Consider the following 24642-nt stretch of genomic DNA (forward strand, 5'->3'; position numbering starts at 1 on the left):
GACCGGTCGGGACGGCGCCGTCGCTCACTCCTTGTTCAGCGCGTCCTGCGCGCGCCCGGCGAGCTTCTCGACGACGTTGGGCAGCTCGGTCGTGCCGTAGAACCGCGAGTCCGGGTGGGTGGGCGGCGGCATCGGGGCGGTCGTCGTCGGGCCGTCGTGGTAGCTGAACTCGCCGTGCCCGTCCGGGGTCGGCCCGGACGCCCACGAGCCCTCCTTGGCGTGCACGCCGTCGGAGAAGTTCAGGTACTGGGTGGCGACCTCGCGGTGCTCCTTCTCGAGCGGGAAGTTGCTCGGCACAGGCAGCTTCTCGGCGCCCTCCTCCTGCAGCTCCGCGACCGCGGCCAGCCACTGGTTCTGGTGCATCGTGTCCCGCGCCAGCAGGAAGGCGAGCAGGTCCCGCACGCCGTGGTCGTCGGTCATGTGGTAGAGCCGCGCCACCTGCACGCGGCCCTGCATCTCGGCGTTCGCGTTGGCCTGGAAGTCGGCGAGCAGGTTGCCGCTCGCGGTGATGTAGCTGCCCTGCCAGGGGTTGCCGTTGCTGTCGACCGGTCGCGCGCCGGCACCGGCGACGATCGCGTGCTGCACGTCGGTGCCGCCGACGATCGCCGCGACCGTCGGGTCGTCCTGCACCGCCTCCTCGGTGATCCCCAGGGGCGCCTTCTCGAGCAGCTGCGCGATCATGATCGCGAGCATCTCGACGTGGCCCAGCTCCTCGGCCCCGATGCCGAAGACGAGGTCGCGGTACTTGCCCGGGATGTGCATGTTCCAGGCCTGGAACTGGTACTGCATGGCGACCGTGATCTCGCCGTACTGGCCGCCCAGCACCTCCTGCAGCTTGCGGGCGTAGACGGCGTCCGGGCGCTCCGGTGTGGCGTTGAACTGGAGCTCCTGCTTGTGGAAGAACATCGTGCCTCCGTCCGGCGCCGCGACGGGGATCGGTCGGGCGACCATGGGCGGCGCCTCCGTCAGGGCACCACGCGCGGGTGGCGCGTTCCACCGGGTTGACACCGCAGCCTGCGCGGGAGTATCTGCGCGGCCCCGGGCGGCGGTCCGGCGTCGGGAGCCGCGGCGGAGACCGGGCGCTCGACGGCGTCGCAACCGCGCGTGCAGCGGCCCGAGCGCCCGTCGAGCGCCCGGTCTCCGCCGCCGTGCTCAGCGCTCGCCGCGCGCGGGGCGCTCCTCCGGTGCAGCGTCCGCGCGCCTGGGCGACTCATCCTCACCCGCTGCGCTCACGCGTCCGTCCGCGGCCTCGGACGGCTCCTCGCTCGCGCCCGCGCTGCGGCGCAGCCGGCGGCCACGCGCGACGTCCTCGGCGCGGGTGCGCTCCTTCTTGACGATCGCGGCGTCGTCCTTGAGCGGCAGCTGCACCCTCCGCTCGGCGGCGACGCCGGCCTGCAGCTCGCGACCGCGTTCCAGCTCGGCGTCGAGCTCGGCGCCGAACAGCAGCGCGAGGTTGGTGATCCACAGCCACAGCAGGAACACGATGACGCCGGCGAGCGACCCGTAGATGGCGTTGTAGCTGGAGAAGCTCGCCACGTACAGCCCGAACAGCGCCGAGGCGACGACCCACGTGAGGATCGCGACGACGGCGCCGACGCTGATCCAGCGGAACCGCGGCTGCCGCACGTTGGGGGTCACGAAGTACAGCAGCGCGACGATCACGACGACGACGGCGAGCATCACCGGCCACTTGGCGACGTTCCAGACCGTCACCGCGACCGCCCCCAGCCCGACGACGTCGCCGATCGCTCGCGCGACCGGCCCGGTGATCACCAGACCGAGGGCCACGAGGGCCGCGAGCACGACGATCAGCGCCGTCAGCACCAGCATGACGGGGCGCAGCTTCCAGATCGGGCGGCCCTCGTCGATCTCGTAGATGCGGTTCATCGCACGGCCGAAGGAGTTGACGTAGTTCGACGCCGACCACAGCGCGACGGCGAGCCCGCCGATCAGGACGAGGCCGGCGCGCGGCGTCTGGCTGAGCTCGGTGAGCACGGGCTCGAGGGTGTCGGCGGCCGAGGCCGCGCCGGCCTGCCGCAGGGTGTCGAGCACGGTGGCGACGGTGTCCTCCTGCTGGCCGGTGAGCGCCAGCAGCGACAGCATCGCGATGAGCGCCGGGAACAGCGACAGCACCGAGTAGTACGTGAGCGCGGCCGCGAGGTCGGTGCACTGGTCGCGCAGCATCTCCCGGACCGTGCGCCGCAGCACGTAGGTCCAGGAGGGCTTGGTGAGGTCGGTGGGGCCCTCGGGCGCCCGGGCCTCGCCCGCCCCGGCGTGACGACTCATCGGCGGGAGCGGGCCAGGAGCAGCACCACCACACCGGCGGCGGCGACCGCGGCGAGCGCGAGCGTCTCGGGCCGGGGCCGCCCCTCCGGGGTGAGGACGGCGGCGCGCGCCCGCGCGAGGTACGGCCGGGCGCGTGCTCCGACGTCGAGCTTGTCGGAGAGCGCGTCGACGGTGTCGCGCAGCTCGGCGCGCGTGCGGCGGATGTCGTCCTCGATGGCGGCGACGCCCTCCGGCGGGTCGTCGGGGTGCGCGGCGGTGGTCATCGGTCCTCCCCGGTGACGGCGGCGATGTCCTTCTTGACGCTCGCGATCGTGTGCTCGGGCGTCGGCGGCAGCGCCTCGTCGACCTTGCGCTTGCCGACGAGGGCCGCGACGCCGGACGCGGCGAGCAGCACGAGCGTGACCACGAGGGCGGCAAGCCACACCTCGAGGACGAGCGACAGCGCGGCGATCGCGGTGATCACCAGGGCGCCGACGCCGTACAGCGCCAGCAGCCCGGCGGCGCCGAACATGCCGGCGCCGGTCCCGACGCCGCGCGCCTTGGCGCGCATCTCCTGCTGGGCGAGCTGCAGCTCCTGCCGCACGAGCGTGCTGATCTGCTCGGTGAGGTCGGCGACGAGCTCGCCCGTGGAGCGGTCGGAGGTGCCGGTGGGCTCCTGCGACGGCGTCACCATCAGTGCCCCTGCGGGTAGCCGGTGCTCGATCCGCCGGAGTCCTGACCGTTGCCGCCGCCGAGCCCGGTGACCGAGGCGACCTTGTCCTGGACGTCGGCCACCTTGCTGCGGACCTCGTCGCTGTGCCAGAGCTCGTCGGCCTTGGCCTTGATCTTCTCGTAGCGCTGACGGCCGTCGCGCGTGCCGAGCACGTACCCGACGCCGATCCCGACCAGCAGTGCGATCTTGCCCTTCATGGTGCCCCTCTCGGGTGGGGGAGACGCGACCGGTCGGCCACGCCCTTCGGTGCGTGACACCCCGGTACCCGTCGACGCCCGAGGCATGCAGCGCGGCGGGTATCGGTCGGGCCCTTTACACGGCTGCGCCGCTCACCTAGCCTCTAAACATGCGTTTAGCAGCGCCGTCGACGACGGCGGAGACGATCCGCGAGGCCGCGGTCCGGGTGTTCGGGCGCGAGGGCCTCGGCGCCCCGCTGCGCTCGGTCGCCGCCGAGGCCGGCGTGAGCGCCGGCAGGATCGTGCAGCTCTTCGGCTCCAAGGACGCCCTGCACCGCGCCTGCGACGAGCACGTCCTCGCCGTGGTGCGCGACCTCAAGCGCGAGGGGATGACCGACGCCGGGGCCTCCTTGCTCACCCGTCTCGCCATGGTCGACGGGCTGGTGCCGTACGTCGCCTACATCGCTCGCAGCGTGCAGGCGGGCGGCGAGCACGCGCGCACGTTCGTCCAGCACATGGTCGACGACGCGATGGGCTACGTCGCCGACGCCGTCGCCGCAGGGGTGGTGCGGCCGAGCCACGACGAGGGGGCGAGGGTGCGCTACCTGACCGAGAGCGCGCTCGGCCACCTCGCGCTCCGGCTGTCCCTGGACGCGCCTCGCGACGGCGACGAGCTGGTGGCGTGCCTGCGCCGGCACCTCGACTCCACGACCCTGCCGCTCCTCGAGCTGTTCACGCAGGGCTTCCTCGCCGACCGCCGGATGCTCGACGAGTACCTGATGTACGTGGGCGACCCGCCGGCGCGCGAGCAGGCCCAGGCCTGACCGCGCCAGCAGACCCACCGACCAGAAGGAACCTCATGACCGCACCCGTGCGGGATCTCGACGCGCCCGTCGTCGAGGTCCGCGACCTCCGCAAGTCCTACGGCGACGTCGTCGCCCTCGACGGTCTCGACCTCGAGATCGGTCGGGGCGAGGTGCACGGCTTCCTCGGCCCCAACGGCGCCGGCAAGTCGACGACCATCCGTATCCTGCTCGGCCTGCTGCGCCACGACGGCGGCACCGCCCGGGTGCTCGGCGGCGACCCGTGGACCGACGCCGTCGCGCTGCACCGCCGCCTGGCCTACGTGCCGGGCGACGTCGAGCTCTGGCCCAACCTCACCGGCGGCGAGGCGATGGACCTCCTCGCACGGCTGCGCGGCGGCACCGACGCCGCACGCCGCGACGAGCTCTGCGAGCGGTTCGACCTCGACCCCAGGAAGAAGGGACGCACCTACTCCAAGGGCAACCGGCAGAAGGTCGCGCTGGTCGCCGCGCTGGCCTCCGACGTCGAGCTGCTGCTGCTCGACGAGCCGACCGCCGGGCTCGATCCCCTCATGGAGGCGGTCTTCCAGGAGTGCATCCGCGAGGCACGGGCGGCGGGGCGGACGGTGCTGCTGTCCAGCCACGTGCTCGCGCAGGTGGAGGCGCTGGCCGACCGGATCTCGATCATCCGCGACGGGCGCATCGTCGAGAGCGGGTCGCTGCAGGAGCTGCGGCACCTCACCCGCACGACGGTCACCGTCCTCACGGGCCGACCGACGGACGGGCTCGCCGCGCTGCCGGGGATCCACGACGTCCGGACCGAGGGCGGTCAGGTCACGTTCGAGGTCGACGGCGCGCACGTGGCCGGGCTGATGAGGGAGCTCGCCGGTCTCGAGGTGCAGGCGATCACCGCCCATCCGCCGACCCTGGAGCAGCTGCTGCTGCGGCACTACGGCGACGGTCTCCCGGCAGCGGCTGAGGCCTCGGTCCGATGAGCAGCACCACCGCGAGCCGGGGCGCGAGGCGCTCCGGAACCGCCGCGATCAGCGGCACGGGAGTGCTGCTGCGGTTCATGGTGCGGCGCGACAGGGTGCGGCTGCCCGCCTGGGTGCTGGGGCTGACCGCGCTCATGGGGTACTTCGTGACGGCGCTCGAGCAGATCTACGCGACCCCGGAGGACATCCGGGCCGTGGCACCGCTGCTCCAGGGCCCGATGGGGGCGCTGTTCGGCGGCCCCGGCTACGGCATGGAGGACCCCCGGCTGGAGCACCTGCTCGCCGGTCTGTACGGCACCTACGTGCTCGTCGGGGCGGGGTTGATGAGCCTGCTCACCGTCGTGCGGCACACCCGGGCCGAGGAGCACTCGGGGCGTGCCGAGCTGGTCCGCGCCGGCGTCGTCGGACGCCACGCACAGCTCACGGCTGCGCTGCTGCTGACAGCAGCGATGAACGTGGCGGTGGCCCTGCTGGTCGGGCTGCTGATGACCGGCCAGGGGTTCCCGGGGCCGGGCTCGTGGCTGTTCGCCGCCGCGGTCGGCGCGGTCGGTCTCACGTTCGCAGGGGTCGCGGCCACGACGGTGCAGCTGTCGGAGTACCCGCGCGCCGCTGCGGGCGCCGCCGGCGCGGTGCTGGGCGGGTCGTTCGCGCTGCGGGCGCTCGGCGACATGACGTCGGAGCACGGCAACGTGCTGTCGTGGCTGTCGCCGATCGGCTGGGGGCAGCAGACGGCGCCGTACGTGCTCGACCGGTGGTGGCCGCTGGCGATCTCGGTCGTGGCGGCGGTCCTGACGGCGGCGCTCGGGTACGCGCTGTCGGTCCGGCGTGACGTCGGCGCCGGCCTGGTGCCGCCCCGGCTCGGCTCGGCCCGGGCCGCGTCGTGGCTGCGCAGCCCCCTCGCCCTCGCGTGGCGGCTGCAGCGCACCCAGGTGGTGGGCTGGTCGCTGGCGCTCGCCGTCGCCGGCGGCGCCTACGGCGCGTTCACCGGCCCGGCACTGGAGGCGTTCGAGGGCGCACCGGAGGAGCTGCTGGTCGTGCTCGGCGGCACGGAGGACATCGGCGCCGGCTTCCTCGCGGTGCTGGCGCTCACGTTCGGGCTGACCGTCGCCGTCTACGCCGTGCTCGCGGCGCAGACCGTCCGCACCGAGGAGACCAGCGGCCGCAGCGAGCCGGTGCTCGCGGCGAGCGTGTCGCGACCCGCGTGGCTGGGCAGCCACCTGGGCGTCGTCGCGGGCGCCGCGCTGTGGCTGCTCGTGGTCGCCGGGCTGGCGACCGGGGTCGGTGCCGCGGTGAGCGTGGGTGAGCCGCGGATGCTCGGCGAGATGCTGCTCGCCACGGTGGCGTACGCGCCCGCCGTGTGGGTGGTGCTGGCGCTGGCGGCGCTGCTCTACGGGGGCGTGCCGCGCTGGCTGCCGCTGGTGTGGGCGGTCGTGGTGCTCGCGCTGGTCGTCGGGTTCTTCGGCCCCATGCTCGACATGCCCGACGTCGCCGGCTGGCTGTCGCCGTTCGAGCACGTCGGCGACCACCCGCTGGAGCCGGTCTCCGCCGCTGGTGTCGCGACGCTGACGGCGGTGGCCGCCGCCGTGGCCGTCGCGGGGGTGGCGGCCTACCGGCGCCGCGACGTGCTCGGCACCGGGTGACGGTCGCGGTCCGGCGGCCTCGCGGGCCGGGGCCGAGCGGCACGTAGGATGTCCGGCGGTGTGCCGGGAAGCCTGGTCGGCGAGCCGCGTCGGCGACCCTGCCGCGCGGGAGGTCCGACCCTGGGAGCCCTGTGCCCGTCGACACCCGCCCCGCCCTCCGCACGCGCCTGCACCGCTGGGGCTCGACCGAGACGACAGCCGGCGCCCTGCTGCTGATCGCGGCGGCCGCCGCGCTCGTCTGGGCGAACTCGCCGTGGCGCGGGGCCTATGCCGCGCTGTCGGACGCCGTCGTGGGCCCGGCCGCCCTGCACCTCGACCTCACCGTGGCCCACTGGGCCGCCGACGGGCTGCTGGCGATCTTCTTCTTCGTGGTGGGTGTCGAGCTCAAGCACGAGCTGGTGGCGGGCAGCCTGCGGCGGCCGCAGCAGGCGGCGGTGCCTGTGCTCGCCGCGGTGGGTGGCATGGCGCTGCCCGCTGTCGTGTTCGCGGTGACGGTCACGCTGCTGGGTGACCCGGCCGCCCAGGGCGGGTGGGCGATCCCGACGGCGACGGACATCGCGTTCGCGCTCGGTGTGCTGGCGATCTTCGGGCGCGGGCTCCCGGTGGCGCTGCGCGTTTTCCTGCTGACGCTGGCGGTCGTCGACGACCTCCTCGCGATCGGCGTGATCGCGGTCTTCTACACCGACACGATCTCCTGGCCCGCGCTGGCGGCCTCGCTCGGCGCCGTCGCCGTGTTCGGGCTGGTGGCCCGGACCCGCTACGCGCGCTGGTGGCTGCTGCTCCCGATCGCCGCGGTGGCGTGGGGCTTCATGCACGCCTCGGGCGTGCACGCGACGATCGCCGGCGTGCTGCTGGGCCTGACCGTCGCGGCCCGCCCGATCCACGGCGAGACGGAGTCGCGGGTGCACCGGTACGAGCACCTGGTACGACCGATCTCGGCGCTCGTGGCGCTGCCGGTGTTCGCGCTGTTCGCTGCGGGGGTCAACCTGGTCGACGGCGACGGCGTCGCCGCCATCTTCACCGAGCCGGTGCTGCCCGCCGTCGTGGGCGGGCTCCTGATCGGCAAGATCGCCGGCGTGCTGGGGGTCACGGCCCTGGTGACGCGGGTGACCCCGTTGCGACTGCCGGACGCGATCGGGCTGCGAGACCTGCTCCCGGTCGGTTTCCTCACCGGCATCGGGTTCACGGTCTCGCTCCTCATCGCGGAGCTCTCCTACACCGACGCCACGCACGGTGACGCCGCGACGCTCGGCGTCCTCCTCGGCACGGTGCTGGCCGCCGTGCTCGCGGCCGCCACCCTGCAGTGGGACGCACACCAGGCGCGCCAGGCGGACATGAACGACGACGGCGAGCCCGACCACGACCACCGCGAGATCGGCGGCGTCGACGACCCGGGCTGAGCCGCCAGCAGCCGCGCCGGCGCGACGCTCAGGTGCGCGTGGGCGAGGTCACCCGACGGGGTCGAGCTCCTGGTGCTCGACGATCCACTTCGTCAGTCGCGGGTAGACCCAGAACGAGTAGATGCCCAGCGTGACGACCATGAGCAGCAGCCACTTGATCCAGTGCCCGAAGAGGCCGAACGCGGTGCCGGTGAAGCGCAGCCGGCGTCCCTGCAGGTAGGTGTGCTTCGTCTTCCAGCGGTAGGTCATCACCACGGCCCACGGGTAGCAGATGCCGGCGGTCAGAAGCGTGATCAGGAAGCCGCCGAGCTGGACACCGAACCACGTGGCTGCCCCGCCGTCGAACCCGAACAGCGGCGCGTGCGGGGCAGGCTGGATCGGCATCGGTGCGCCGCTCGGGCCGGAGACGGCGGGGACGTAGGAACCGGGCGCCACGCTCTGGTGCGGTCCCGGGTAGGACATCGCACGGTCCTGCGGCTGGCTCGGGTTGACACTCATGCTCTCTCCTCGTGCGTGGCTGCACACCGTCGTGCTCAGCCCCGGATCCTGCCGGGTGGCACCGGCTTCTCGCCTGGCGTCACAGGCAACACGCCGAGCAGGCATGGCAGCTCCGCCGATGGTCCGAGCGACGAGAGCGCCACCGTCCCGCTCACGTCCGCGTCGGCGAGGTGGCGCGGCGCAGGTCGAGGTCGATGACGCCGTCGCGGTCGCAGACCAGCCGGCCGTCGACGACCGTGAGGGTCGCGACCTGCACGTCGGTGGCGTGGCGGATCGGGACGTCCGGCTGGGGTGAGAGCGCCTGGTCGGGGCCGGTCGCGGCGCCCGGCTCGTGACGGTGGGTGAAGTAGAAGACCCAGGCGAGCTCGGCACCGGCGGCGTCGGTCCCGACGACGACGTCGGCGTGGCGGCCGACCGTGGCGTCCCACGGACGCGAGCCGGGCTGGTCGAGCACGAGACCCTGCCGCTGCCGGTAGCCGCCGCCGGGCAGCGGGTGGACGGACGCGTCGATGACGCGGTCCGACGACAGCGGCACCTCGCCCACGCACTCCCACCGCTCGAGATCGGGCGAGACGTGGTGCAGGATGCGGCGCTCGTGGCCCTCCCAGCGGTCGGGCACACCGCGGATGTGGCTGACGAACATGTGATAGCTGCCCTCGCCCAGAGCACCTCCGGCGCCCACAAGGTGTTCCGCCCCTCCTCCGGGTCGACGCCGTCGAGCACGCCGAGGTAGCGCCACGTCAGGCCGCCGTCGTCGGAGGCCGCGACGCCGATGTCGGTGCCGTGCACCCACTGCACGCCCGGCCCGCGGTCGGCCGCGCGCCGCTGGGTGCAGAGCATCCGCCACGTCCCGTCCGGGGCGCGCACGAGCGTCGGGTCGGTGGGTGCGTGGTGCACCGGGTCGGCGTAGAGCGGGGCGGCGGGACGGGGGGCCGGCGGGCGCACCGCCGTCGGCGCGTCGGGCGGGGTCGGCCTCGGTCACGACCGCCACCGTAGGCCCTCGACGGCGTCGGTCACGGCAGCCGCTTGACAGCCCGCCGACACCGAGACCATCATTGCCAAATCGATTCGCCAAATCGATTCGGCGGATCGCTCGATCAGACACAGACGTCGGGAGCGGCACATGAGCAATCGGACAAGGATCGGGATCGCCGTCGCGGCGGCGCTGGCGCTGACGGCGTGCAGCAGCGGCAGCGGTGACGGCGGCTCGGAGGGCGGCGGCAGCGGTGAGGTCACCGTCTGGGCGCACCAGGGCCAGGAGTCGGAGGTGAACGCGCTGCAGGCCGCGGTCGACGCCTTCAACGAGTCCCAGGAGGACTACACCGCGACCCTCCAGCTGGTCCCGGAGGCCGACTACACCAGCACGGTCACCACCACCTCGCCGGACGCGCTGCCCGACGTGCTCGAGTACGACGGCCCGATGATGGCCTCGCTCGTGTACGCCGGCAAGCTCGCGCCGCTCGGCGACCTCGTGGCACCCGAGACGGTCGAGAACCAGACCGACTCGGTGCTCGCGCAGAACACCTACCCCGGCGACGGCGAGCTCTACGGCGTCTCGCAGTTCGACGCCTCGCTCGGCATCTACGGCAACGCCGCGCTGCTCGAGGCCGCCGGCGTCGAGTACCCGACCGGGCTCGACGACGCCTGGACCGTCGACGAGTTCGAGGCCGCCCTCGAGGCGCTCGCCGCGGTCGACGACGACGGCCAGGTGCTCGACATCAAGGAGAACTACGGCGCCGAGTGGCCGACCTACGGGTTCCTGCCCGTCGTGTGGTCGACCGGTCACGACATCCTCGTCGACAACACCGCGGAAGGGAACATCAACCACCCGGACGTCGTGGCCGCCGTCGAGCGGTTCGCCGGCTGGCGCTCCTACATCGATCCCAACACCGACGACGCCGCGTTCGTCGACGGCCGGGTCGCGCTGAGCTGGGTCGGCCACTGGACCTACAACCCCTACGCCGAGGCGCTCGGTGACGACCTCGTCGTGCTGCCGCTGCCCGACTTCGGCGCCGGCCCGAAGAGCGGTCAGGGCTCGTGGGCGTGGGGCGTCAACCCCGCCAGCGACAACGCCGAGGGCGCCGCAGCGTTCCTCGACTTCCTCGTCACCGACGAGCAGGTCGCGGCGATGACCGACGCCAACGCCGCTCCCCCGGCCACCACCACAGTGCTGGAGTCCAGCGAGCTCTACGGCGCCGACGGCCCGCTCGCGCTGTTCGCCGCCTCCCTGCAGGCCACCTGCGGCGAGGACGTCCCGAGCACGGGCTGCGTCGCGGTGCCGCGGCCGATCACCCCGGCCTACCCGTTGATCAGCCAGCAGTTCTCCGAGGCGTTCTTCGGCGCCTACGAGGGCGGCAACGCCCAGGAGCTGCTCGACTCCGCGGCGCGCACCATCGACCTGGACTTCCAGGACAACGACGGCTACGGCCAGAACTGATCACGGCGGCGGGCGGGGGCACCGCTCCCGCCCGCCGCACCCCGTGAGGAGGCACGCATGAGCGCAGTGGCGACCCGCCGGTCCGGTGCCCGGCGACGCGAGACCCTGGCCGGCTGGACGATGATGGCGCCGGCCGCCGTCGGGCTGGTCCTGTTCGTGCTGGTGCCGTTCCTGCTGGCGGGCTGGCTGTCGACGCAGAACGTCCGCCTCGACACCCCGCAGCCGCCGTCGTGGTTCGGCTTCGAGCACTACCGGCGCATCCTGCTCGACCCCGACTTTCGCACCGACTTCTGGACCGGGCTGCGCAACAACCTGATCTTCGCGGCGGTCGTCGTGCCGCTGCAGACCTCGCTCGCGCTGGCGCTGGCGCTGCTCCTCAACAAGCCGCTGCGCGGCATGCCGGTGTTCCGGACCTTCTTCTTCATGCCGGTCGTGTTCCCGATGGCGCTCGTCGCCGTCGTGTGGAAGGTGATCTACACCCGCGGCGAGCTCGGGCTGCTGAACTCGGTGCTCGACACGATCTCGTTCGGGCTGATCCCGGCGCAGGACTGGCTGGGCAACCCCAGCACCGCGCTGCTCGCGATCATCGTCATGTCGATCTGGCAGGGCGCCGGGCTGCAGATGGTCATCATCCTCGCCGGGCTGCAGTCGATCCCGGCCGAGCTGTACGAGGCCGCCGCCCTGGACCGGGCGAACGCCTGGCAGCGGCTGCGCAACGTCACGCTGCCCGGCCTGCGCAACACCCTGATCTTCGTCGCGATGGTGACGACGATCCTGTCGTTCCGGCTGTTCGACCAGGTCTACATCATGACCGGCGGCGGCCCCCAGGACGCGACCACCACCGTGATGTTCCAGGCCGTGACGACGGCGTTCCAGACCAACAACGTCGGCCGCGCCTCGGCCATCACCGTCCTCTTCTTCCTCATCGTGCTGACGATCACCCTGATCCAGCGCCGCGTGCTGCGCGAGGAGCGTGAGATCGCATGACCACCCGTCGTTCCCGCCCGGCGCGCACCGCCGGCAGCTATCTCGTCCTCACCGTGCTGGCGCTGGTGTTCGTGGCGCCGATCGCGTACCTGGTCATCGGGTCGTTCAAGCCGTCGTCGGAGGTGATCGACGGCGTCGGCGGGTTCGTGCCGCGCGACCTCTCCCTCGACAACTACACCGGCATGCTCGGGCGCTTCGCCAGCCCCGCCACCGGCTACTTCGCCGACTTCTTCTTCACGTCGCTGCTGGTCACCGTGTGCGTCGTGGCGTTCGGCCTGCTCGTCAACTCGATGGCCGCCTACGCGCTGGCGCGGCTGCAGTGGGTGGGCCGCAACGCCGTCATGCTCGGCGTCGTCGCGCTGACGATCCTGCCGTTCGAGGCGATCGCGGTGCCGCTGTTCTACGCGCTCAACGACCACCGGAACACCTACTACATCCAGATCCTGCCGTTCGTCGCGAGCGCGTTCTCGATCTACCTCTTCTACTCGTTCTTCATCGGGCTGCCGAAGGAGACCGAGGAGGCGGCCCGGCTCGACGGCGCGGGCGTGTGGCGCACGTACCTGCAGATCATCGTGCCGATGTCGAAGCCGGTGTTCGCGACGGTCGCGATCCTGTCCTTCCTCACCACCTGGGGCTCGTTCCTGTGGCCGGTGATGATGATCGACCAGCCGCAGAAGCGGCCGCTGCCGCTCGCTATCGCGGTGTTCCAGGGCCAGCCGCCCTACGACTGGGGGCAGATCTTCGCCTTCGGCGTGCTGATGGTGCTGCCGGTGCTGGTCGTGTTCCTGCTGTTCCAGCGCTGGTTCGTCCAGAGCCTGGCCTCCTCGGGCCTCAAGGGCTGACGCCCGCCCCTGCCCGAGCCCGTCCGACGAGAGAGATCGACTGCTGCATGCCTCTTGCGCTGCCCGACCGCTGGGTCTGGGACTTCTGGTTCGCCCACGACGGCGACGACGTGCACGTGTTCTACCTGCAGGCGCCGCGCGCGCTCGGCGACCCCGACCGGCGGCACCACAACGCCACGATCGGGCACGCCGTCAGCCGGGACCTGCGGAGCTGGGAGGTGCTGCCGGACGCGCTCGGACCCGGTGACGGCGAGGAGTTCGACTCGCTGGCCACGTGGACGGGCAGCGTCATGCGTCACGACGGCGTGTGGCACATGTTCTACACGGGCGTCTCGACGGCGGAGGGCGGCGCGGTGCAGCGCGTCGGGCTGGCCACCTCCCCCGACCTGCTGACCTGGACGAAGCAAGGGTTGCTGCTGGAGGCCGACGACCGCTGGTACGAGCGGCTGCACCCGGGGGTGCGCGAGGAGGCGTGGCGCGACCCGTGGGTCTGGCACGAGCCGACCGACGGCCGCTTCCACATGCTGCTGACGGCGCGCGCGAACCACGGCCCGCTCGACGGCCGCGGTGTCATCGGGCACGCCGTCTCCGACGACCTGCGCACCTGGGAGGCGACGCCGCCGGTGTCGGAGCCGCGCGAGTTCTTCCACCTCGAGGTGCCGCAGCTGGTGCACCTGGGCGGCGCGTGGCGGGTGGCGTTCTGCCTGACGGCGGCCGAGCACAGCGCGGTCCGGCGCGCGCGGCCGGGGTTCGTGGCCGAGGGCGGCACGCACGTGCTCACCGGGGACGGGCCGCTGGGTCCGTTCCGGCTGGAGAGCGACCGGTTCCTGCTGGGCGACCCCGACGCGAGCCTGTACGCGGGGCGGTTCGTAGAGCACCGCGGGTGCTGGTACCTGATGGCGTGGGAGCACGTGGACGCCGACGGCGGCTTCGGCGGTCGGATCCTCGACCCGATGCCGGTGGGCGTCGCCGAGGACGGCAGCATCACGGTGACCCGGCCGTCCTAGAGTGTGGCCGGGATCAGCCGAGGAGGGCCGTCAGTGACGAGGAGACCCCGGATCCGCGACGTCGCCGAGCTCGCGGGTGTGGCGCCGTCGACCGTGTCGGTGGTCCTCAACGACACCGCGGGTGCGCGGGTGGCCGACGACACGCGCGAACGGGTGCGGGCGGCCGCCGAGCAGCTCGGGTACGCGCCGAACTCGCTCGCGCGGGGGCTGCGCACGCAGCGGTCGAGCACGCTCGCGTTCATCAGCGACGTCATCGCGACCACGCCGTACGCGGGGCAGCTGATCCAGGGCGCGCAGGAGGCGGCCTGGGGGGCCGGCTACCTGCTGATGCTCGTCAACACCGGCGGTGACACCGCGCTCGAGGAGCACGCGGTGCGGGCGCTGCGCCAGCAGCAGGTCGCCGGTGCGCTGTACGCGACGATGTACCACCGCGTGGTGTCGCTGCCGCCGGTGCTCGACGGGCTGCCGACGGTGCTGCTGGACTCCCGGCCCGCGGACGGCGAGACGACCTTCGTGGTGCCCGACGAGCAGCAGGGTGCGGAGACCGCCGTCGAGGAGCTGGTGGCGCAGGGGCACCGGCGGATCGGGTTCGTGCGCGACCGCAACGACGGCCCCGCCGTCGACCGCCGGCTGCGCGGCTACCAGGAGGTGCTCGCGCGGCACGGGCTGGCGGCCGACCCGGCGCTGGTCGTGCGTGAGGAGTCCGGCTCGGCCGGCGGCGAGCGCGCGGCGGGCGTGCTGCTCGACTCCGCGGAGCCGCCGACGGCGATCTTCGCGTTCAACGACCAGATGGCGATCGGCGTCTACCGCGCCGCCGCGGCACGCGGCGTGCGGATCCCCGACGACCTCTCGGTCATCGGCTTCGACGACCTCTATGTGGTGTCGGCCGAGCTGACACCGGGGCTGACGACCATGGCGCTCCCCCACCGTGAGATGGGCCGCGTCGCCGCACGCGCCCTCCTCGCCGAGCTCGACGGCGCCGACCCGGTCGGTGAGCAGCTCGTCGCGTGCCCGGTGGTGCGGCGGGGGTCGGTGGGGCCGGCGCCGCGGTAGCGCGGCCGCACGGCTCGCGGGCTCGACGGCTGTGCCGTGCCGACCCATGGCAGGAACGCGATCCGTGAGAAGAGGATCCGAAAGGAAGAGAAAGAGAAAAGAACGCCGTCGTTCTTGCTCTTTCAGAATATATATCGACCCCCCTCTTGCCGCAAGACCCATTTCCCGGTCCAGAATGTCCGGAACTTATACGTGGAAATGGGAGTGATGCATGATCGACGTGGCCATCGTGGGCGCGGGCCCGACCGGTGTCTGGCTGGCGACGGAGCTCGCGCTGCACGGCATCGAGGCTGCCGTGCTGGAGCGCGATGCGGAGCCGACGAAGGTGGTGCGCGGGCTGGGCCTGCACGTCCGCAGCCTGGAGATGCTCGACCAGCGGGGCATCCTGGAGCGGTTCCTCGGGGCGGGTCAGACCTACCCGACCGGGGTGCACTTCGCGGGGATCATGAAGCCGTCGGCCGAGCTGGACACGGCCCACCCGTACATCCTAGGGCTGCGGCAGACCGAGGTGGAGCGGCTGCTGCTGGAGCACGCCGTCGAGCGCGGCGTCGTGATCCGACGCGGCGCCGAGGTGGTCGGGCTCGACCAGACCGAGGAGGCCGTCACCGGCCGGCTCGCGTCCGGTGGGACGTTCGAGGCTCGCTGGGTGGTCGCGTGCGACGGCGGCCGCAGCACGGTCCGCAAGGCGCTGGGCGTGGACTTCGCGGGCGAGCCCGCGTCGCACGAGTGGCTGCTGGCGGAGTTCGACGTCGACGCGCCCGCCGAGGAGGTCGCCGCCGTGGTGGGCGAGGTGCGGCAGACGAACCTGGGGTTCGGCGTCGGGCCGACCGGGACGGGGACGTTCCGCGGCGTCGTGCCCGCGGCGGACGTGAGCGGGAGCGCCGTGGCGCCGACGTTCGAAGAGCTCACCGCGCGCGTGCGCGAGGTGGCGGGCACCGACTTCGGCGCGCACTCGCCGCGCTGGCTGTCCCGGTTCGGCGATGCCACCCGGCTGGCGGAGCGCTACCGGGTGGGTCGAGTGCTGCTCGCGGGCGACGCGGCGCACGTGCACGCCCCGCTCGGTGGCCAGGGCCTCAACCTCGGGCTGCAGGACGCGTTCAACCTCGGCTGGAAGCTCGCCGCACAGGTGCGCGGCTGGGCACCCGACGGCCTGCTGGACAGCTACGAGAGCGAGCGCCGGCCGGTGGCGGCGGACGTGCTGGACAACACGCGCGCACAGTCGGAGCTGATGCGGCTCGAGCCCGGGCCGCAGGCCGTGCGCCGCCTGCTGTCGCACCTCATGGACATCCCGGGTGTCACGCGGCACCTCATGGAGCTGGTGACGGCGACCGGGATCCGCTACGACGTCGGCGAGGGCCCGGACCTGCTCGGACGCCGCCAGCGCGACCGCCCGCTCGCGAGCGGGCGGCGGCTGTACGAGCTCATGCACGAGGGCCGCGGCCTGCTGCTCGACCCCGCCGGGCAGCTCTCCACGGCTGGGTGGGAGGACCGGGTCGACCACGTCGTCGACTCCGCCGAGGAGGTCGACGCCGAGGCGCTGCTGCTCCGCCCGGACGGGCACGTCGTCTGGGCGGGCGACGGCGCGCTCGACGACGCGATGCGGCGGTGGTTCGGGGAGCCTGCAGGCGCTCGCTAGCCGGGGCCCGCGGCGTCGCGGCATCCGAGGCATCCGAGGCCTGGTCGGTGAGGGCGGGTCCGTGGTGGCGGCAGGCTGGCTAGGGTGGCGCGCATGGCAGCGTTGCGGATCCTGTTCATCGGCGGCAACGGCACGATCAGCGCGGCGTCGAGCCGCCTGGCGATCGAGCGGGGTCACGACCTGACGCTGCTGAACCGGGGCGTCTCGGCGTCGTCGGACGCCCCGGACGCCCGGCCCCCGATCGTGGGGGCGCGGAGCCTGGTCGGCGACGCGGGCGACCCCGACTCGATCCGGGCGGCGGTGGCGGGCCAGGAGTGGGACGTCGTCGTGAACTTCCGGTCGTTCTCGCCCGAGCAGGCGGCGGCCGACGTCGAGATCTTCGACGGCGCGGTGGGCCAGTACGTGTACATCTCCTCGGCGTCGGCATACGCGAAGCCGGTGGAGCGGCTGCCGATCACGGAGTCGACGCCACTGAAGAACCCGCACTGGGAGTACTCGCGGAACAAGATCGCGAGCGAGGAGCTGCTGGTGCGGGCGTGGCGGGAACGGGACTTCCCGGTGACGATCGTGCGGCCGAGCCACACCTACGACGAGCGCAGCATCCCGATCCCGGGCGGCTGGACGGCGGTGGACCGGATGCGCCGCGGACTCCCGGTGCCGGTGCTCGGCGACGGCACGTCGCTGTGGACGCTGACCCACACCCGCGACTTCGCGGTGGCGTTCGTGGGCCTGCTCGGCGACCGCCGTGCGGTGGGCGACACCTTCCACATCACCTCCGACGAGGTGCTCACCTGGGCGCAGATCACCCGCATCCTCGCCCGGGCCGCCGGCGCCCCGGAGCCGACGCTCGTCCCGCTCCCTGGGTGGGTCATCGGCACCGAGCTGCCCCACGAGCGCGACGGCCTCGTGGGCGACAAGGTCCACTCGGTCGTCTTCGACAACAGCAAGATCAAGGCGCTGGTGCCGGAGTACACCGCGACCACCCGCTACTGGCAGGGCGCCGCCGAGGTGATCGCCTGGTACGACGCCGACGAGCGGCGGAAGGTCGTGGACCCCGATGTCGACGCCGCGCTCGGGCGGCTGGTGGCTCGGTTCGGGTCGTAGCAGCTGCCGGCAGCGCCGTCGCCGGCAGGACCGGTCAGGAGCGGAGCTCCGCCACGACCCGATCGGGGCGCAGGGGCGGCGCGAACGGGAGCGCCAGCGCCGCCGCAGCCGCGGCGGAGTGCACTCCCAGCCGCTCTCGGACGTGCTCCATGTGCTTGCGGACCGTCGCGGGCGAGATGAACAGGACGTCGGCGACCTCGGCGTGGGTCAGGCCGCCGCCGACGAGCACCAGGACCTCCCACTCCCGTGAGGAGAGCCGCGGCGCAGCGCCTCGTCGTCGTTCGGCGTCGAGCCACAGCTCGTGCACGTAGGGGCGCATCAGCGAGACGACCTGCCGGTCGCGCTCGGCGAACGGCGCGTCGTCGGTGCGGACGAAGATGATCCGGCGCGCGTGCCGGGGTTCCGCGGGCAGGGAGAGCATCAGCTCGTGCCGGACGTCGGTATGCACCTCGCGCAGCGTCGGGTCGGCGAGCTGCTCGCGCCTCGTGGGCAGGAAGTCCGTCAGCATGATCACGGTGCGGAGATCGCCGCTGCGCTGCGGCCACGAGCACGGCGCCTGCCAGAAGAGGTCCCAGAACGGCTCCGACTCCTCCTCGGTGGGAAGCGTGTCGCGGTCTGGCCCGGAGCGGGTCAGTGCGTCGTCGACCCCCTGGATCGCGAGCGTGGACCGGCCGGCGACGTCGTGGTGCTGGTAGCTGATCGAGTCGGAGGGGATCAGCTGCGCGAGTCCCTCGAGGAGTGCCCACGGCATCCCCGCGCCGGGGTCGTCGTGATGGGCGTCGGCGATCACCCGCATCATCTGGTCCGCGTCGCCCTCGCGGAGCTGGCTGCCGTTCACGATCGCTCCCGTCGCCTGCGATCCCTTGACGGTAGACCCGCGGGTCCCCGAGCGGAATACGCACCGATGCGAATGGTCGACGTCGTGGGTGCCGCCGCACAGTCGTGAGCACGGCTCGCCGATCCGCGCGAGACCGAAGATCGCTATCCAGGAGGGGAGCTCCGATGGCACTCACCCCCACGCCCGCAGCACGCACCGGCGGCATGCGCGTCGGCTTCGTCGCCGAGCTCGTCCTCGCCCTCGCGCTCGCGCTCTCTGGGTGCTCAGCGCCGCCGTCCTTCGGAGGTGGCACCGAGGGCGAGACGCGCACGGTGGTGTGCGACGGGCCGCTCCACGTCGCCTCGACCGGGTCCGGTATCACGCGCGTGTAGGTGCCGGCGACCTCGCCGGCAGGTACGGGATGCGCAGCCGCGCACCACGCTCCACGCCTCCCGCCACCCTGAGGTCACTCGCCACGCGGGCGCGGGAAACGAAGGGGGTCAGGATCGACTCATGCGCCGACTACTCCACGTGAGTCCTGGGGTCCGGGCCGAGCCAGATCCCCACGTCGAGGACCTCGAACGAGGTCATCTCCGAATCAGTGAGCTCGAAGTCGGTGATCGCGGCATTCTCAGCGATCCGGCTGGGCGTGGCTGACTTCGGTACGGGCAGGACACCGCGCTGGACGTGCCACCGCAGCACCACCTGGCCCGGGGTACGCCCGGTCCGGCGAGCGGCGGCGAGCACTGCCTCGTGCTCGAGCACGTCCCCGCCCTTGGCCAGCGGGCTCCACGCCTGGGTACGGATGCCGGTCGAGGCGTGGAAGGCGACCTCCTCGCGCCGCCAGTTCTGCAGGTGGCACTCGATCTGGTTGAGCGCAGGCCACTCGCCGGTCTCCTCGTACAGGCGCTGCAGGTGCTCCGGAAGGAAGTTCGACACACCGATCGTGCTCACGAGGCCTTCGTCACGAAGGGTTTGCAGCGCACGCCAGGTGTCGACGTATCTGTCGACCGTTGGTAGCGGCCAGTGGATCAGCAGCACATCGAGATGCTGGCGCTGCAGCCGTTCCATGCTCTCGTGCGCGGCACGGATCGTGGAGTCATAGCCATGCGCCGGGCCGCGGATCTTGGTCGAGACCATCACCTCGTCCGCCTCGGGCAGCGCTTGAATCGCCTCGCCCACGCTGATCTCGTTGCGGTAGCTGGCCGCGGTGTCCACCAGCCGGTACCCGGCGGCAACGGCGGCCGCGATCGCCGGGCGCACCTCGTCCGGGCGCAGCTGCGACGTCCCGAACGAGGTCATGGGCACCTGCGTGCCGGAGGACAGGGTCACCATCGGGTGTCGGACCATACTGCTCATCCCTTGACCGCTCCCGCGGTCAGTCCGGAGATCAAGGTCTTCTGGACCAGCGCGAACACGATGACCACGGGCACGATCGCGAGCACCCCTGAGGCCATGATCCCGCCCCAGTTCGTCGCGCCGAGGCTCTCCATGACCTGGGCGATGCCCACCTGCACCGTCTTGGTGGTCCGGCTCGAGGTCAGCGTCAGTGCGTACTGGTAATCGTTCCACGCCAGGATGAAGGCGTACATCGTCACTGCGGCGACCCCAGGCATCGCGATCGGCAGCACCACCTGAGCCAGGGTGCGCAGCCGGCCTGCGCCGTCGATCGCTGCCGCCTCCTCCAGCTCTTGCGGGATGCGCCGGAAGAAGCTCGACATGAGCCAGACCGCAGCCGGCAGGGTGATCGTCTGGTAGATCAGGATCAGCACGGTCCGGGTGTTGAGCAAACCCAGCTGCGCGGTGACGGAGTACCACGGGATCAAGATCATCGGGCCCTGGATCATCTGCGCCAGCAGCAGGATGACCACCGCGGCGCGGGCCCCGACCCCTTGGTAGCGCGCGAGGCCGTACCCTGCGAGCATGGCGAACACGGCCGTCAGGACGGCCGTTGCCGCACACACGAACAAGGTGGTGGCCAACAGCTGCACCATGCCCATGCCGCGTTCCGACAGCGCCCACTCGTAGTTGTCGAGCGTGAGCCCCAGGAAAGACCACGACGGCATGGAGGTGAAGATCTCGCGGTTCGGCCGCAGCGAGGACAGCACCAGCCAGATCGCCGGTAGCAGCAGGAACAGCATCAGGGCGAGGACCGCGCTGTAGCGGCCCGCGACCGAGGCGACCGCGCGCCGCACGCGGACGTCGCTCACGAGGAGCCCTCCTTACGAAGCCGGGTGAGAAGCCCGAGCACACCGACGACCGTCAGCAGCGTGAGCATCGCGATCGTGGCCACCGCGCCGGCCATCCCGAAGTTGAAGTCGCGGAACGCCTGTGTGAACACGTAGATCGGCAAGATCGTCGTCGCGAACGCCGGCCCTCCGGTCGTGAGCGCCCAGATCAGCTCGAACTTGAACCACACCGTCACGAGTGCGATGAGCGTGGTCACCGCGAGCGTGGGACGCAGGTGCGGGAGCACCACGTACCGGAACCGCTTGAACGCCCCGGCACCGTCTACGCGAGCAGACTCGATCAGCTCACCGGGAAGCGACTGCAGCCCAGCGAGAACCAGCAGGATGACGAACGGCGTGCCCTTCCAGGTGGAGGCGAGCAGCACGACCGGCCAGACCCATACGTCGGAGCTCAGCCACACGAGCGGGTCGGAGAGCAGTCCAGCCTGACCGAGGTAATAGTTGACGAGGCCGTTCTCGCCGCCGTCGAACATCCACCGCCAGATGATCGCGACGACCACGACCGGGGTCACCCACGGCACCATCATCAGACCGCGCCAAAGCCCACGGAGCCGCAGGTTCATGTTCAGCACCAGCGCCCCCGCAGTGCCCACGACGACCTGGACCGCGGTCGAGCCGAGCATCCACAGAAAGCTGTTCCGGGTGATGATCCAGAACCTGCGGTCGTTGACGAACAGGTCGACGTAGTTCTGGACCCCGACGAAGGTGCTGTCGGGCGAGCGGGTCGGCTGGTAGTCGAACACGCTGATCCGACTCGTGTCGACGAGCGGCCAGAACTGGGTGACGATCAGGAACAGCAGCACCGGCGACATCAGCGCGAGCCAGAAACCCTGTCCGCGCATCCACGCGCCCGTCCTGCCGCGTACCCGGCCGGCACCGCGACCTCCGGTGCCGATCGCTGCGCTGACGGCCTCGGTCATGACGTGTGTCTCCCGGTCAGCCGTCGGCGATCGCGCCGAGCCGCTCGATCAGCAGGCCGTAGGCCTCGTCTCGTTCGATCGATCCGTCGAGGAGGTCGAGCAGGACCTCCTGCACCTCGGCCTCCATCTCGGGCTGCCCCACGATCTGCTTCAGCGGAGTCCCGCTCGTCTGGATCACCGCCATGTCGTTCTCGAGCTGGGTGAGACGGCCCTCGACGGCGTCGGGATACACCTCGGCGACCGCATCGGCCATGTCGTCGATGGTCACGTCGGCTCGCGCCGGCGTGTTGACCACGGCGGCCAGTCGCGCGGTCCACTCCGGGCTCGCCAGCTCCTGGAGCACCGTCCAGGCGAGCTCCTTGTTGGAGGAGCCGGAGAAGATCGCATAACCGGCATTGGAGACCGGTGCCAGCGCCTCGCCCGACGGGCCTGCCGGGTAGGGCATGCTGACGGCTGTCTCGAGCGCCTCGGGGTTGAGCGGCTGGACGTTCGCCGAGAAGTACGTCCCCGCGACGATCATGCCCACCTGCCCGTTCGCGAACGCCTGCCACATCTCCGGGTAGTCCCAGGCGACATCCGCCGCCGGGCGGTAGGGCTGGAGTGCCACGAGGTGGTCGAGCAGCTCCAACCACCGCTGCTCGGCGGCCGGGTCAGGGTCGCCGAGGTTGAGGTTGTTCGAGTACCCCATGGTCAGAGGCACGCGGAAGGCGAACCGAGGGTTGCCGAGCGGGCAGGCGAAGCCGTACCGGTCGCCGTCGGTCATCGCGGCCGCAGCCGCGACGACGTCGTCCCATGTCCGGAGTTCCTCCGGCGCGAAGCCCGCCTCGGCGAGCATCGGCTCGTTCACGATCAGGGTGAACGCCTGCGCCAGGTAGGGCAGGGAGTACAGCTTGCCGTCGATCGTGGAGTACTCCAGGGAACCAGGGCTGAACAAGGTCGTGTCGACCGCCGAGTCCTCGAGGTAGCCCTCGAGCGGCTCCAGCGCTCCGAGCCCGACCAGGTCGGTGACGTCCTGCGTCATCGTGATGTCCGGGACATCATTGGCCTGGATCCGGACGGCCAGCTGCTGCTGCATGTCGGCCCAGGACAGGAAGTTGAACTCGATCTCGATGCCCTGCTCGGCCATCGCGGCACCGAACTCCTCGGCGACGGCGATCTCCGGATCGGACGTACCGGGCCAGACGATCTCGAGCGAGCCGCCCGAGCCGTCCCCACCTTCATCGTCGCTCTGCGAGCTGCCGTCACCCAGCCCGCCTCCGGTGCAGGCGGTCAGGGTCGCGGCGCCTCCCGCGACGCCGATCATCAGTGCTTGACGGCGTGAAAAACGTCGGGTGTGGGACATCATCGTTCCTCCCTGATGGTCTGTGGTCAGGTCGTGGTTGTGGCTGGCGATCGCGGGCCGGCGGCTAGGAGGTCGGCGTGGCGCTGCGCCCACTCGCGCACCTCGGCGGCCTCGTCCTCGTCGAGAGCGAGCAGCGGTGCGCGGCTGGGGCCGAGGTCGACGCCGTCGCGTTCGATGAGTGCGCGCAGGAATGCGAGGAAGTTGTGGCGCTGCAGCTGTTCGACCAGCGTGTTCGCCTGAACCTGGTGCGCGCGCGCTGCGGTCAGGTCTCCGGCCGCCGCGGCTGCATAGATGGCCGCGTAGGTCTCCGGAAGCACGGTGTAGGTGGATCCGATCCCGCCGATCGCACCTAGTGCTAGCCCACCGGTCAGGACCTCGTCGGAGCCGTTGTAGACGGCGAAGCCTTCGGGAGCACGGCGGATCACCTCGACCATCGGGTACAGGTCGGTCGAGGAGTACTTGAGGCCCGCGAGAACGCCCTCCGCGGCGAGGTCGGCGAAGAAGTCCGGACCGAGCTGCACGCCCGAGCGCGCCGGGATGTGGTAGGCGATCAACGGCTTGCTCGTCTCGCGCCCGACGGCGCGGAAGTGCTCTGCGTGCTCGCGGGCCGAGAGCGCGAAGTAGACGGGCGTGATCACCGCGATCGCCGCCGCGCCCGTCTGGTCAGCCAGACGGGTGAGCTCGATCGTCGCAGTGGTGTCCATCGACCCCACGTGCGCGATCCAGGGGAAGTCGCCCAGTGTGGCGTCGGCGTGCTCGATGATCGCGGCTCGTTCGTCACGATCGAGCAGGAACGACTCACCTGTCGTCCCGCCGACGAACAGGCCGTCGATACCCCGCTCACGGAGCCGGGCGTAATGCGCCCCGGTCCGATCGAGGTCGAGAGCGCCGTCGTCGGCATATCCGACGAGCGTGGCGGCGAAGACGCCGGCCGGGATCATGAGGCCGCCTCCTGCTGCGACTGGAGCTGAGCCGGGGTGCCGACCGCCATCTCGATATCGGCGAAGTGCTCGCGGACCGCGCGTGCTGCGGCGACCGGGTCTTGCGCGCGAACAGCGTCGACGATCGCGGCGTGATCGTCGGCCGTGTGGCGTGCGGTGCGCGGTTGGCTCTCCGAAGCGCGAGTGAAGGCCTGCCAGAACACGTCGATCAGCTGCAGCACGAGGCGGTTGCCGAGCGGCTCGAACAACGCGAGATGGAACTGCTGGTCGACGGCGGGGTCGACGCCTGCCTCGGTGGCGGTCTCGTGCATCCGCTCCACGAGACCGTCCAGCCGGTCGAGCCAGGCCGGGGTGCTGAGCGGGATCACGTCGGCGATGAGTCCGGACTCCAGCGACTGGCGGACCTGAAGCAGCTCGGCGAGGGGGACGTTGTCGGCCGCGAGGGTGTAGGGAAGGTGCTTGACGATCGGGTCCAGCGAGAGGGTCCCGACGAACAAACCGAGGCCGTGGCGCACCTCGACGACACCGAGAGTCTCGAGGCGGCGGACACCCTCACGAACCGAGGGCTTGCTCATCTGGAGCAACCGAGCGATCTCACCCTCCGAGGGCAGCGGGTCCCCCGGCCGCAGCGAACGCTCCAGAATCAGCTCTCGGATGCGGCTCTCGGCCTGCTGTGACAGCGGCTGCCTCACATGTCCTCCCTTGACGTGTCGGGGCTATTGGATATGAGATATCAGTTATGTGTCAAGTATCCGTCGCAGTCGACGACGCCATCGACCGTGCCCTCGAGCACATCC

The 24642-nt window shown here is 71.7% G+C and carries 26 protein-coding genes; 12 read left to right on the plus strand and 14 right to left on the minus strand.

What is annotated here, in order from left to right:
• Window positions 1-24 precede the first annotated feature (24 nt).
• The 5 genes from GPA02_RS08995 to GPA02_RS19000 form a co-directional block, all read right to left on the minus strand.
• Entirely contained in the window at window positions 25-906 is an 882-nt protein-coding gene (locus GPA02_RS08995) for a manganese catalase (protein ID WP_156199664.1), read from the minus strand.
• 246 nt (window positions 907-1152) lie between these two features.
• Window positions 1153-2286, minus strand: a complete 1134-nt coding sequence (locus tag GPA02_RS09000; protein ID WP_204986548.1) for a YihY/virulence factor BrkB family protein — start codon at window positions 2284-2286, stop codon at window positions 1153-1155.
• Window positions 2283-2549, minus strand: a complete 267-nt coding sequence (locus tag GPA02_RS09005) for a DUF3618 domain-containing protein (RefSeq protein WP_156199582.1) — start codon at window positions 2547-2549, stop codon at window positions 2283-2285. The genes GPA02_RS09000 and GPA02_RS09005 overlap by 4 nt, the downstream gene beginning before the upstream one ends.
• Window positions 2546-2959 (minus strand): phage holin family protein, encoded by a 414-nt coding sequence (locus GPA02_RS09010; protein WP_156199583.1) that lies wholly within the window; start codon window positions 2957-2959, stop codon window positions 2546-2548. Before GPA02_RS09010 ends, GPA02_RS09005 begins: the two co-directional genes overlap by 4 nt.
• Window positions 2959-3195 (minus strand): YtxH domain-containing protein, encoded by a 237-nt coding sequence (locus GPA02_RS19000; protein ID WP_193567849.1) that lies wholly within the window; start codon window positions 3193-3195, stop codon window positions 2959-2961. The genes GPA02_RS09010 and GPA02_RS19000 overlap by 1 nt, the downstream gene beginning before the upstream one ends.
• Before the next feature lie 149 nt (window positions 3196-3344).
• Here GPA02_RS19000 and GPA02_RS09020 point away from each other — a divergent pair, with 149 nt between their 5' ends.
• From GPA02_RS09020 to nhaA, 4 genes are all read left to right on the plus strand, one after another.
• Window positions 3345-3998, plus strand: coding sequence for a TetR/AcrR family transcriptional regulator (locus GPA02_RS09020; protein WP_156199584.1), 654 nt, complete (start codon window positions 3345-3347; stop codon window positions 3996-3998).
• A 35-nt stretch (window positions 3999-4033) separates the two neighbouring features.
• Window positions 4034-4972 (plus strand): ABC transporter ATP-binding protein, encoded by a 939-nt coding sequence (locus GPA02_RS09025; protein ID WP_156199585.1) that lies wholly within the window; start codon window positions 4034-4036, stop codon window positions 4970-4972.
• Complete coding sequence (locus tag GPA02_RS09030) at window positions 4969-6612, plus strand: ABC transporter permease (RefSeq protein WP_156199586.1); 1644 nt, start codon at window positions 4969-4971, stop codon at window positions 6610-6612. Before GPA02_RS09025 ends, GPA02_RS09030 begins: the two co-directional genes overlap by 4 nt.
• Before the next feature lie 131 nt (window positions 6613-6743).
• Window positions 6744-8012, plus strand: coding sequence for a Na+/H+ antiporter NhaA (gene nhaA, locus GPA02_RS09035; RefSeq protein ID WP_193567850.1), 1269 nt, complete (start codon window positions 6744-6746; stop codon window positions 8010-8012).
• Window positions 8013-8060: 48 nt separating this feature from the next.
• Here the strand turns inward: nhaA and GPA02_RS09040 are convergent, their stop codons facing one another.
• Both GPA02_RS09040 and GPA02_RS09045 read right to left on the minus strand, forming a co-directional pair.
• Window positions 8061-8510: a DUF898 family protein gene (locus GPA02_RS09040; protein ID WP_240133961.1), complete on the minus strand. Its 450-nt coding sequence runs from the start codon at window positions 8508-8510 to the stop codon at window positions 8061-8063.
• Between the two features lie 151 nt (window positions 8511-8661).
• The gene (locus GPA02_RS09045; RefSeq protein ID WP_204986549.1) at window positions 8662-9153 is read right to left on the minus strand and encodes a glycoside hydrolase family protein; all 492 of its coding nucleotides are present in this window, start codon (window positions 9151-9153) and stop codon (window positions 8662-8664) included.
• 480 nt (window positions 9154-9633) lie between these two features.
• Between GPA02_RS09045 and GPA02_RS09050 the strand changes: the two genes are divergently transcribed.
• From GPA02_RS09050 to GPA02_RS09080, 7 genes are all read left to right on the plus strand, one after another.
• Complete coding sequence (locus GPA02_RS09050; RefSeq protein WP_156199588.1) at window positions 9634-10947, plus strand: extracellular solute-binding protein; 1314 nt, start codon at window positions 9634-9636, stop codon at window positions 10945-10947.
• 57 nt (window positions 10948-11004) lie between these two features.
• Window positions 11005-11934 (plus strand): carbohydrate ABC transporter permease, encoded by a 930-nt coding sequence (locus GPA02_RS09055; protein WP_156199589.1) that lies wholly within the window; start codon window positions 11005-11007, stop codon window positions 11932-11934.
• Complete coding sequence (locus GPA02_RS09060; protein ID WP_156199590.1) at window positions 11931-12776, plus strand: carbohydrate ABC transporter permease; 846 nt, start codon at window positions 11931-11933, stop codon at window positions 12774-12776. Before GPA02_RS09055 ends, GPA02_RS09060 begins: the two co-directional genes overlap by 4 nt.
• Before the next feature lie 47 nt (window positions 12777-12823).
• A complete protein-coding gene (locus GPA02_RS09065; RefSeq protein WP_156199591.1) occupies window positions 12824-13783 on the plus strand; it encodes a glycoside hydrolase family protein in 960 nt (319 codons plus the stop codon).
• 33 nt (window positions 13784-13816) lie between these two features.
• Entirely contained in the window at window positions 13817-14836 is a 1020-nt protein-coding gene (locus GPA02_RS09070; RefSeq protein ID WP_156199592.1) for a LacI family DNA-binding transcriptional regulator, read from the plus strand.
• 211 nt (window positions 14837-15047) lie between these two features.
• Window positions 15048-16472 (plus strand): FAD-dependent monooxygenase, encoded by a 1425-nt coding sequence (locus tag GPA02_RS09075; protein ID WP_156199593.1) that lies wholly within the window; start codon window positions 15048-15050, stop codon window positions 16470-16472.
• Window positions 16473-16565: 93 nt separating this feature from the next.
• Complete coding sequence (locus GPA02_RS09080) at window positions 16566-17576, plus strand: NAD-dependent epimerase/dehydratase family protein (protein ID WP_156199594.1); 1011 nt, start codon at window positions 16566-16568, stop codon at window positions 17574-17576.
• Window positions 17577-17610: 34 nt separating this feature from the next.
• Here the strand turns inward: GPA02_RS09080 and GPA02_RS09085 are convergent, their stop codons facing one another.
• Window positions 17611-18414: a helix-turn-helix transcriptional regulator gene (locus GPA02_RS09085; RefSeq protein ID WP_204986550.1), complete on the minus strand. Its 804-nt coding sequence runs from the start codon at window positions 18412-18414 to the stop codon at window positions 17611-17613.
• 164 nt (window positions 18415-18578) lie between these two features.
• On the opposite strand from GPA02_RS09085, the gene GPA02_RS09090 reads away from it, so the two are divergent.
• Entirely contained in the window at window positions 18579-18785 is a 207-nt protein-coding gene (locus GPA02_RS09090; RefSeq protein ID WP_156199595.1) for a hypothetical protein, read from the plus strand.
• A 130-nt stretch (window positions 18786-18915) separates the two neighbouring features.
• Here GPA02_RS09090 and GPA02_RS09095 read toward each other — a convergent pair whose 3' ends face one another.
• From GPA02_RS09095 to GPA02_RS09120, 6 genes are read right to left on the minus strand one after another with little or no spacing between them, the layout of a single operon-like run.
• Window positions 18916-19728 (minus strand): aldo/keto reductase, encoded by an 813-nt coding sequence (locus GPA02_RS09095; RefSeq protein WP_204986551.1) that lies wholly within the window; start codon window positions 19726-19728, stop codon window positions 18916-18918.
• 20 nt (window positions 19729-19748) lie between these two features.
• A complete protein-coding gene (locus tag GPA02_RS09100) occupies window positions 19749-20603 on the minus strand; it encodes a carbohydrate ABC transporter permease (RefSeq protein ID WP_156199597.1) in 855 nt (284 codons plus the stop codon).
• Window positions 20600-21562, minus strand: coding sequence for a carbohydrate ABC transporter permease (locus GPA02_RS09105; protein WP_156199598.1), 963 nt, complete (start codon window positions 21560-21562; stop codon window positions 20600-20602). The genes GPA02_RS09100 and GPA02_RS09105 overlap by 4 nt, the downstream gene beginning before the upstream one ends.
• 16 nt (window positions 21563-21578) lie before the next feature.
• On the minus strand, window positions 21579-22907 hold the full coding sequence (locus tag GPA02_RS09110) for an ABC transporter substrate-binding protein (protein WP_156199599.1): 1329 nt from the start codon (window positions 22905-22907) through the stop codon (window positions 21579-21581).
• A gap of 23 nt (window positions 22908-22930) precedes the next feature.
• Complete coding sequence (locus tag GPA02_RS09115; RefSeq protein ID WP_156199600.1) at window positions 22931-23845, minus strand: dihydrodipicolinate synthase family protein; 915 nt, start codon at window positions 23843-23845, stop codon at window positions 22931-22933.
• Window positions 23842-24537, minus strand: a complete 696-nt coding sequence (locus GPA02_RS09120; protein WP_156199601.1) for a FadR/GntR family transcriptional regulator — start codon at window positions 24535-24537, stop codon at window positions 23842-23844. Before GPA02_RS09120 ends, GPA02_RS09115 begins: the two co-directional genes overlap by 4 nt.
• Between the last annotated feature and the right edge of the window lie 105 nt (window positions 24538-24642).

Origin of the sequence: Actinotalea caeni (genome assembly GCF_009733795.1) — a bacterium.
In the GTDB taxonomy this organism is placed as follows: domain Bacteria; phylum Actinomycetota; class Actinomycetes; order Actinomycetales; family Beutenbergiaceae; genus Pseudactinotalea; species Pseudactinotalea caeni.

Bases quoted from the DNA above. Each gene is read 5' to 3' on its own strand.
- GPA02_RS08995 (WP_156199664.1), bottom strand. From the start codon at position 906: ATGTTCTTCCACAAGCAGGAGCTCCAGTTCAACGCCACACCGGAGCGC.
- GPA02_RS09000 (WP_204986548.1), bottom strand. From the start codon at position 2,286: ATGAGTCGTCACGCCGGGGCGGGCGAGGCCCGGGCGCCCGAGGGCCCC.
- GPA02_RS09005 (WP_156199582.1), bottom strand. From the start codon at position 2,549: ATGACCACCGCCGCGCACCCCGACGACCCGCCGGAGGGCGTCGCCGCC.
- GPA02_RS09010 (WP_156199583.1), bottom strand. From the start codon at position 2,959: ATGGTGACGCCGTCGCAGGAGCCCACCGGCACCTCCGACCGCTCCACG.
- GPA02_RS19000 (WP_193567849.1), bottom strand. From the start codon at position 3,195: ATGAAGGGCAAGATCGCACTGCTGGTCGGGATCGGCGTCGGGTACGTG.
- GPA02_RS09020 (WP_156199584.1), top strand. From the start codon at position 3,345: ATGCGTTTAGCAGCGCCGTCGACGACGGCGGAGACGATCCGCGAGGCC.
- GPA02_RS09025 (WP_156199585.1), top strand. From the start codon at position 4,034: ATGACCGCACCCGTGCGGGATCTCGACGCGCCCGTCGTCGAGGTCCGC.
- GPA02_RS09030 (WP_156199586.1), top strand. From the start codon at position 4,969: ATGAGCAGCACCACCGCGAGCCGGGGCGCGAGGCGCTCCGGAACCGCC.
- GPA02_RS09040 (WP_240133961.1), bottom strand. From the start codon at position 8,510: ATGAGTGTCAACCCGAGCCAGCCGCAGGACCGTGCGATGTCCTACCCG.
- GPA02_RS09045 (WP_204986549.1), bottom strand. From the start codon at position 9,153: ATGTTCGTCAGCCACATCCGCGGTGTGCCCGACCGCTGGGAGGGCCAC.
- GPA02_RS09050 (WP_156199588.1), top strand. From the start codon at position 9,634: ATGAGCAATCGGACAAGGATCGGGATCGCCGTCGCGGCGGCGCTGGCG.
- GPA02_RS09055 (WP_156199589.1), top strand. From the start codon at position 11,005: ATGAGCGCAGTGGCGACCCGCCGGTCCGGTGCCCGGCGACGCGAGACC.
- GPA02_RS09060 (WP_156199590.1), top strand. From the start codon at position 11,931: ATGACCACCCGTCGTTCCCGCCCGGCGCGCACCGCCGGCAGCTATCTC.
- GPA02_RS09065 (WP_156199591.1), top strand. From the start codon at position 12,824: ATGCCTCTTGCGCTGCCCGACCGCTGGGTCTGGGACTTCTGGTTCGCC.
- GPA02_RS09075 (WP_156199593.1), top strand. From the start codon at position 15,048: ATGATCGACGTGGCCATCGTGGGCGCGGGCCCGACCGGTGTCTGGCTG.
- GPA02_RS09080 (WP_156199594.1), top strand. From the start codon at position 16,566: ATGGCAGCGTTGCGGATCCTGTTCATCGGCGGCAACGGCACGATCAGC.
- GPA02_RS09090 (WP_156199595.1), top strand. From the start codon at position 18,579: ATGGCACTCACCCCCACGCCCGCAGCACGCACCGGCGGCATGCGCGTC.
- GPA02_RS09095 (WP_204986551.1), bottom strand. From the start codon at position 19,728: ATGGTGACCCTGTCCTCCGGCACGCAGGTGCCCATGACCTCGTTCGGG.
- GPA02_RS09105 (WP_156199598.1), bottom strand. From the start codon at position 21,562: ATGACCGAGGCCGTCAGCGCAGCGATCGGCACCGGAGGTCGCGGTGCC.
- GPA02_RS09110 (WP_156199599.1), bottom strand. From the start codon at position 22,907: ATGATGTCCCACACCCGACGTTTTTCACGCCGTCAAGCACTGATGATC.
- GPA02_RS09115 (WP_156199600.1), bottom strand. From the start codon at position 23,845: ATGATCCCGGCCGGCGTCTTCGCCGCCACGCTCGTCGGATATGCCGAC.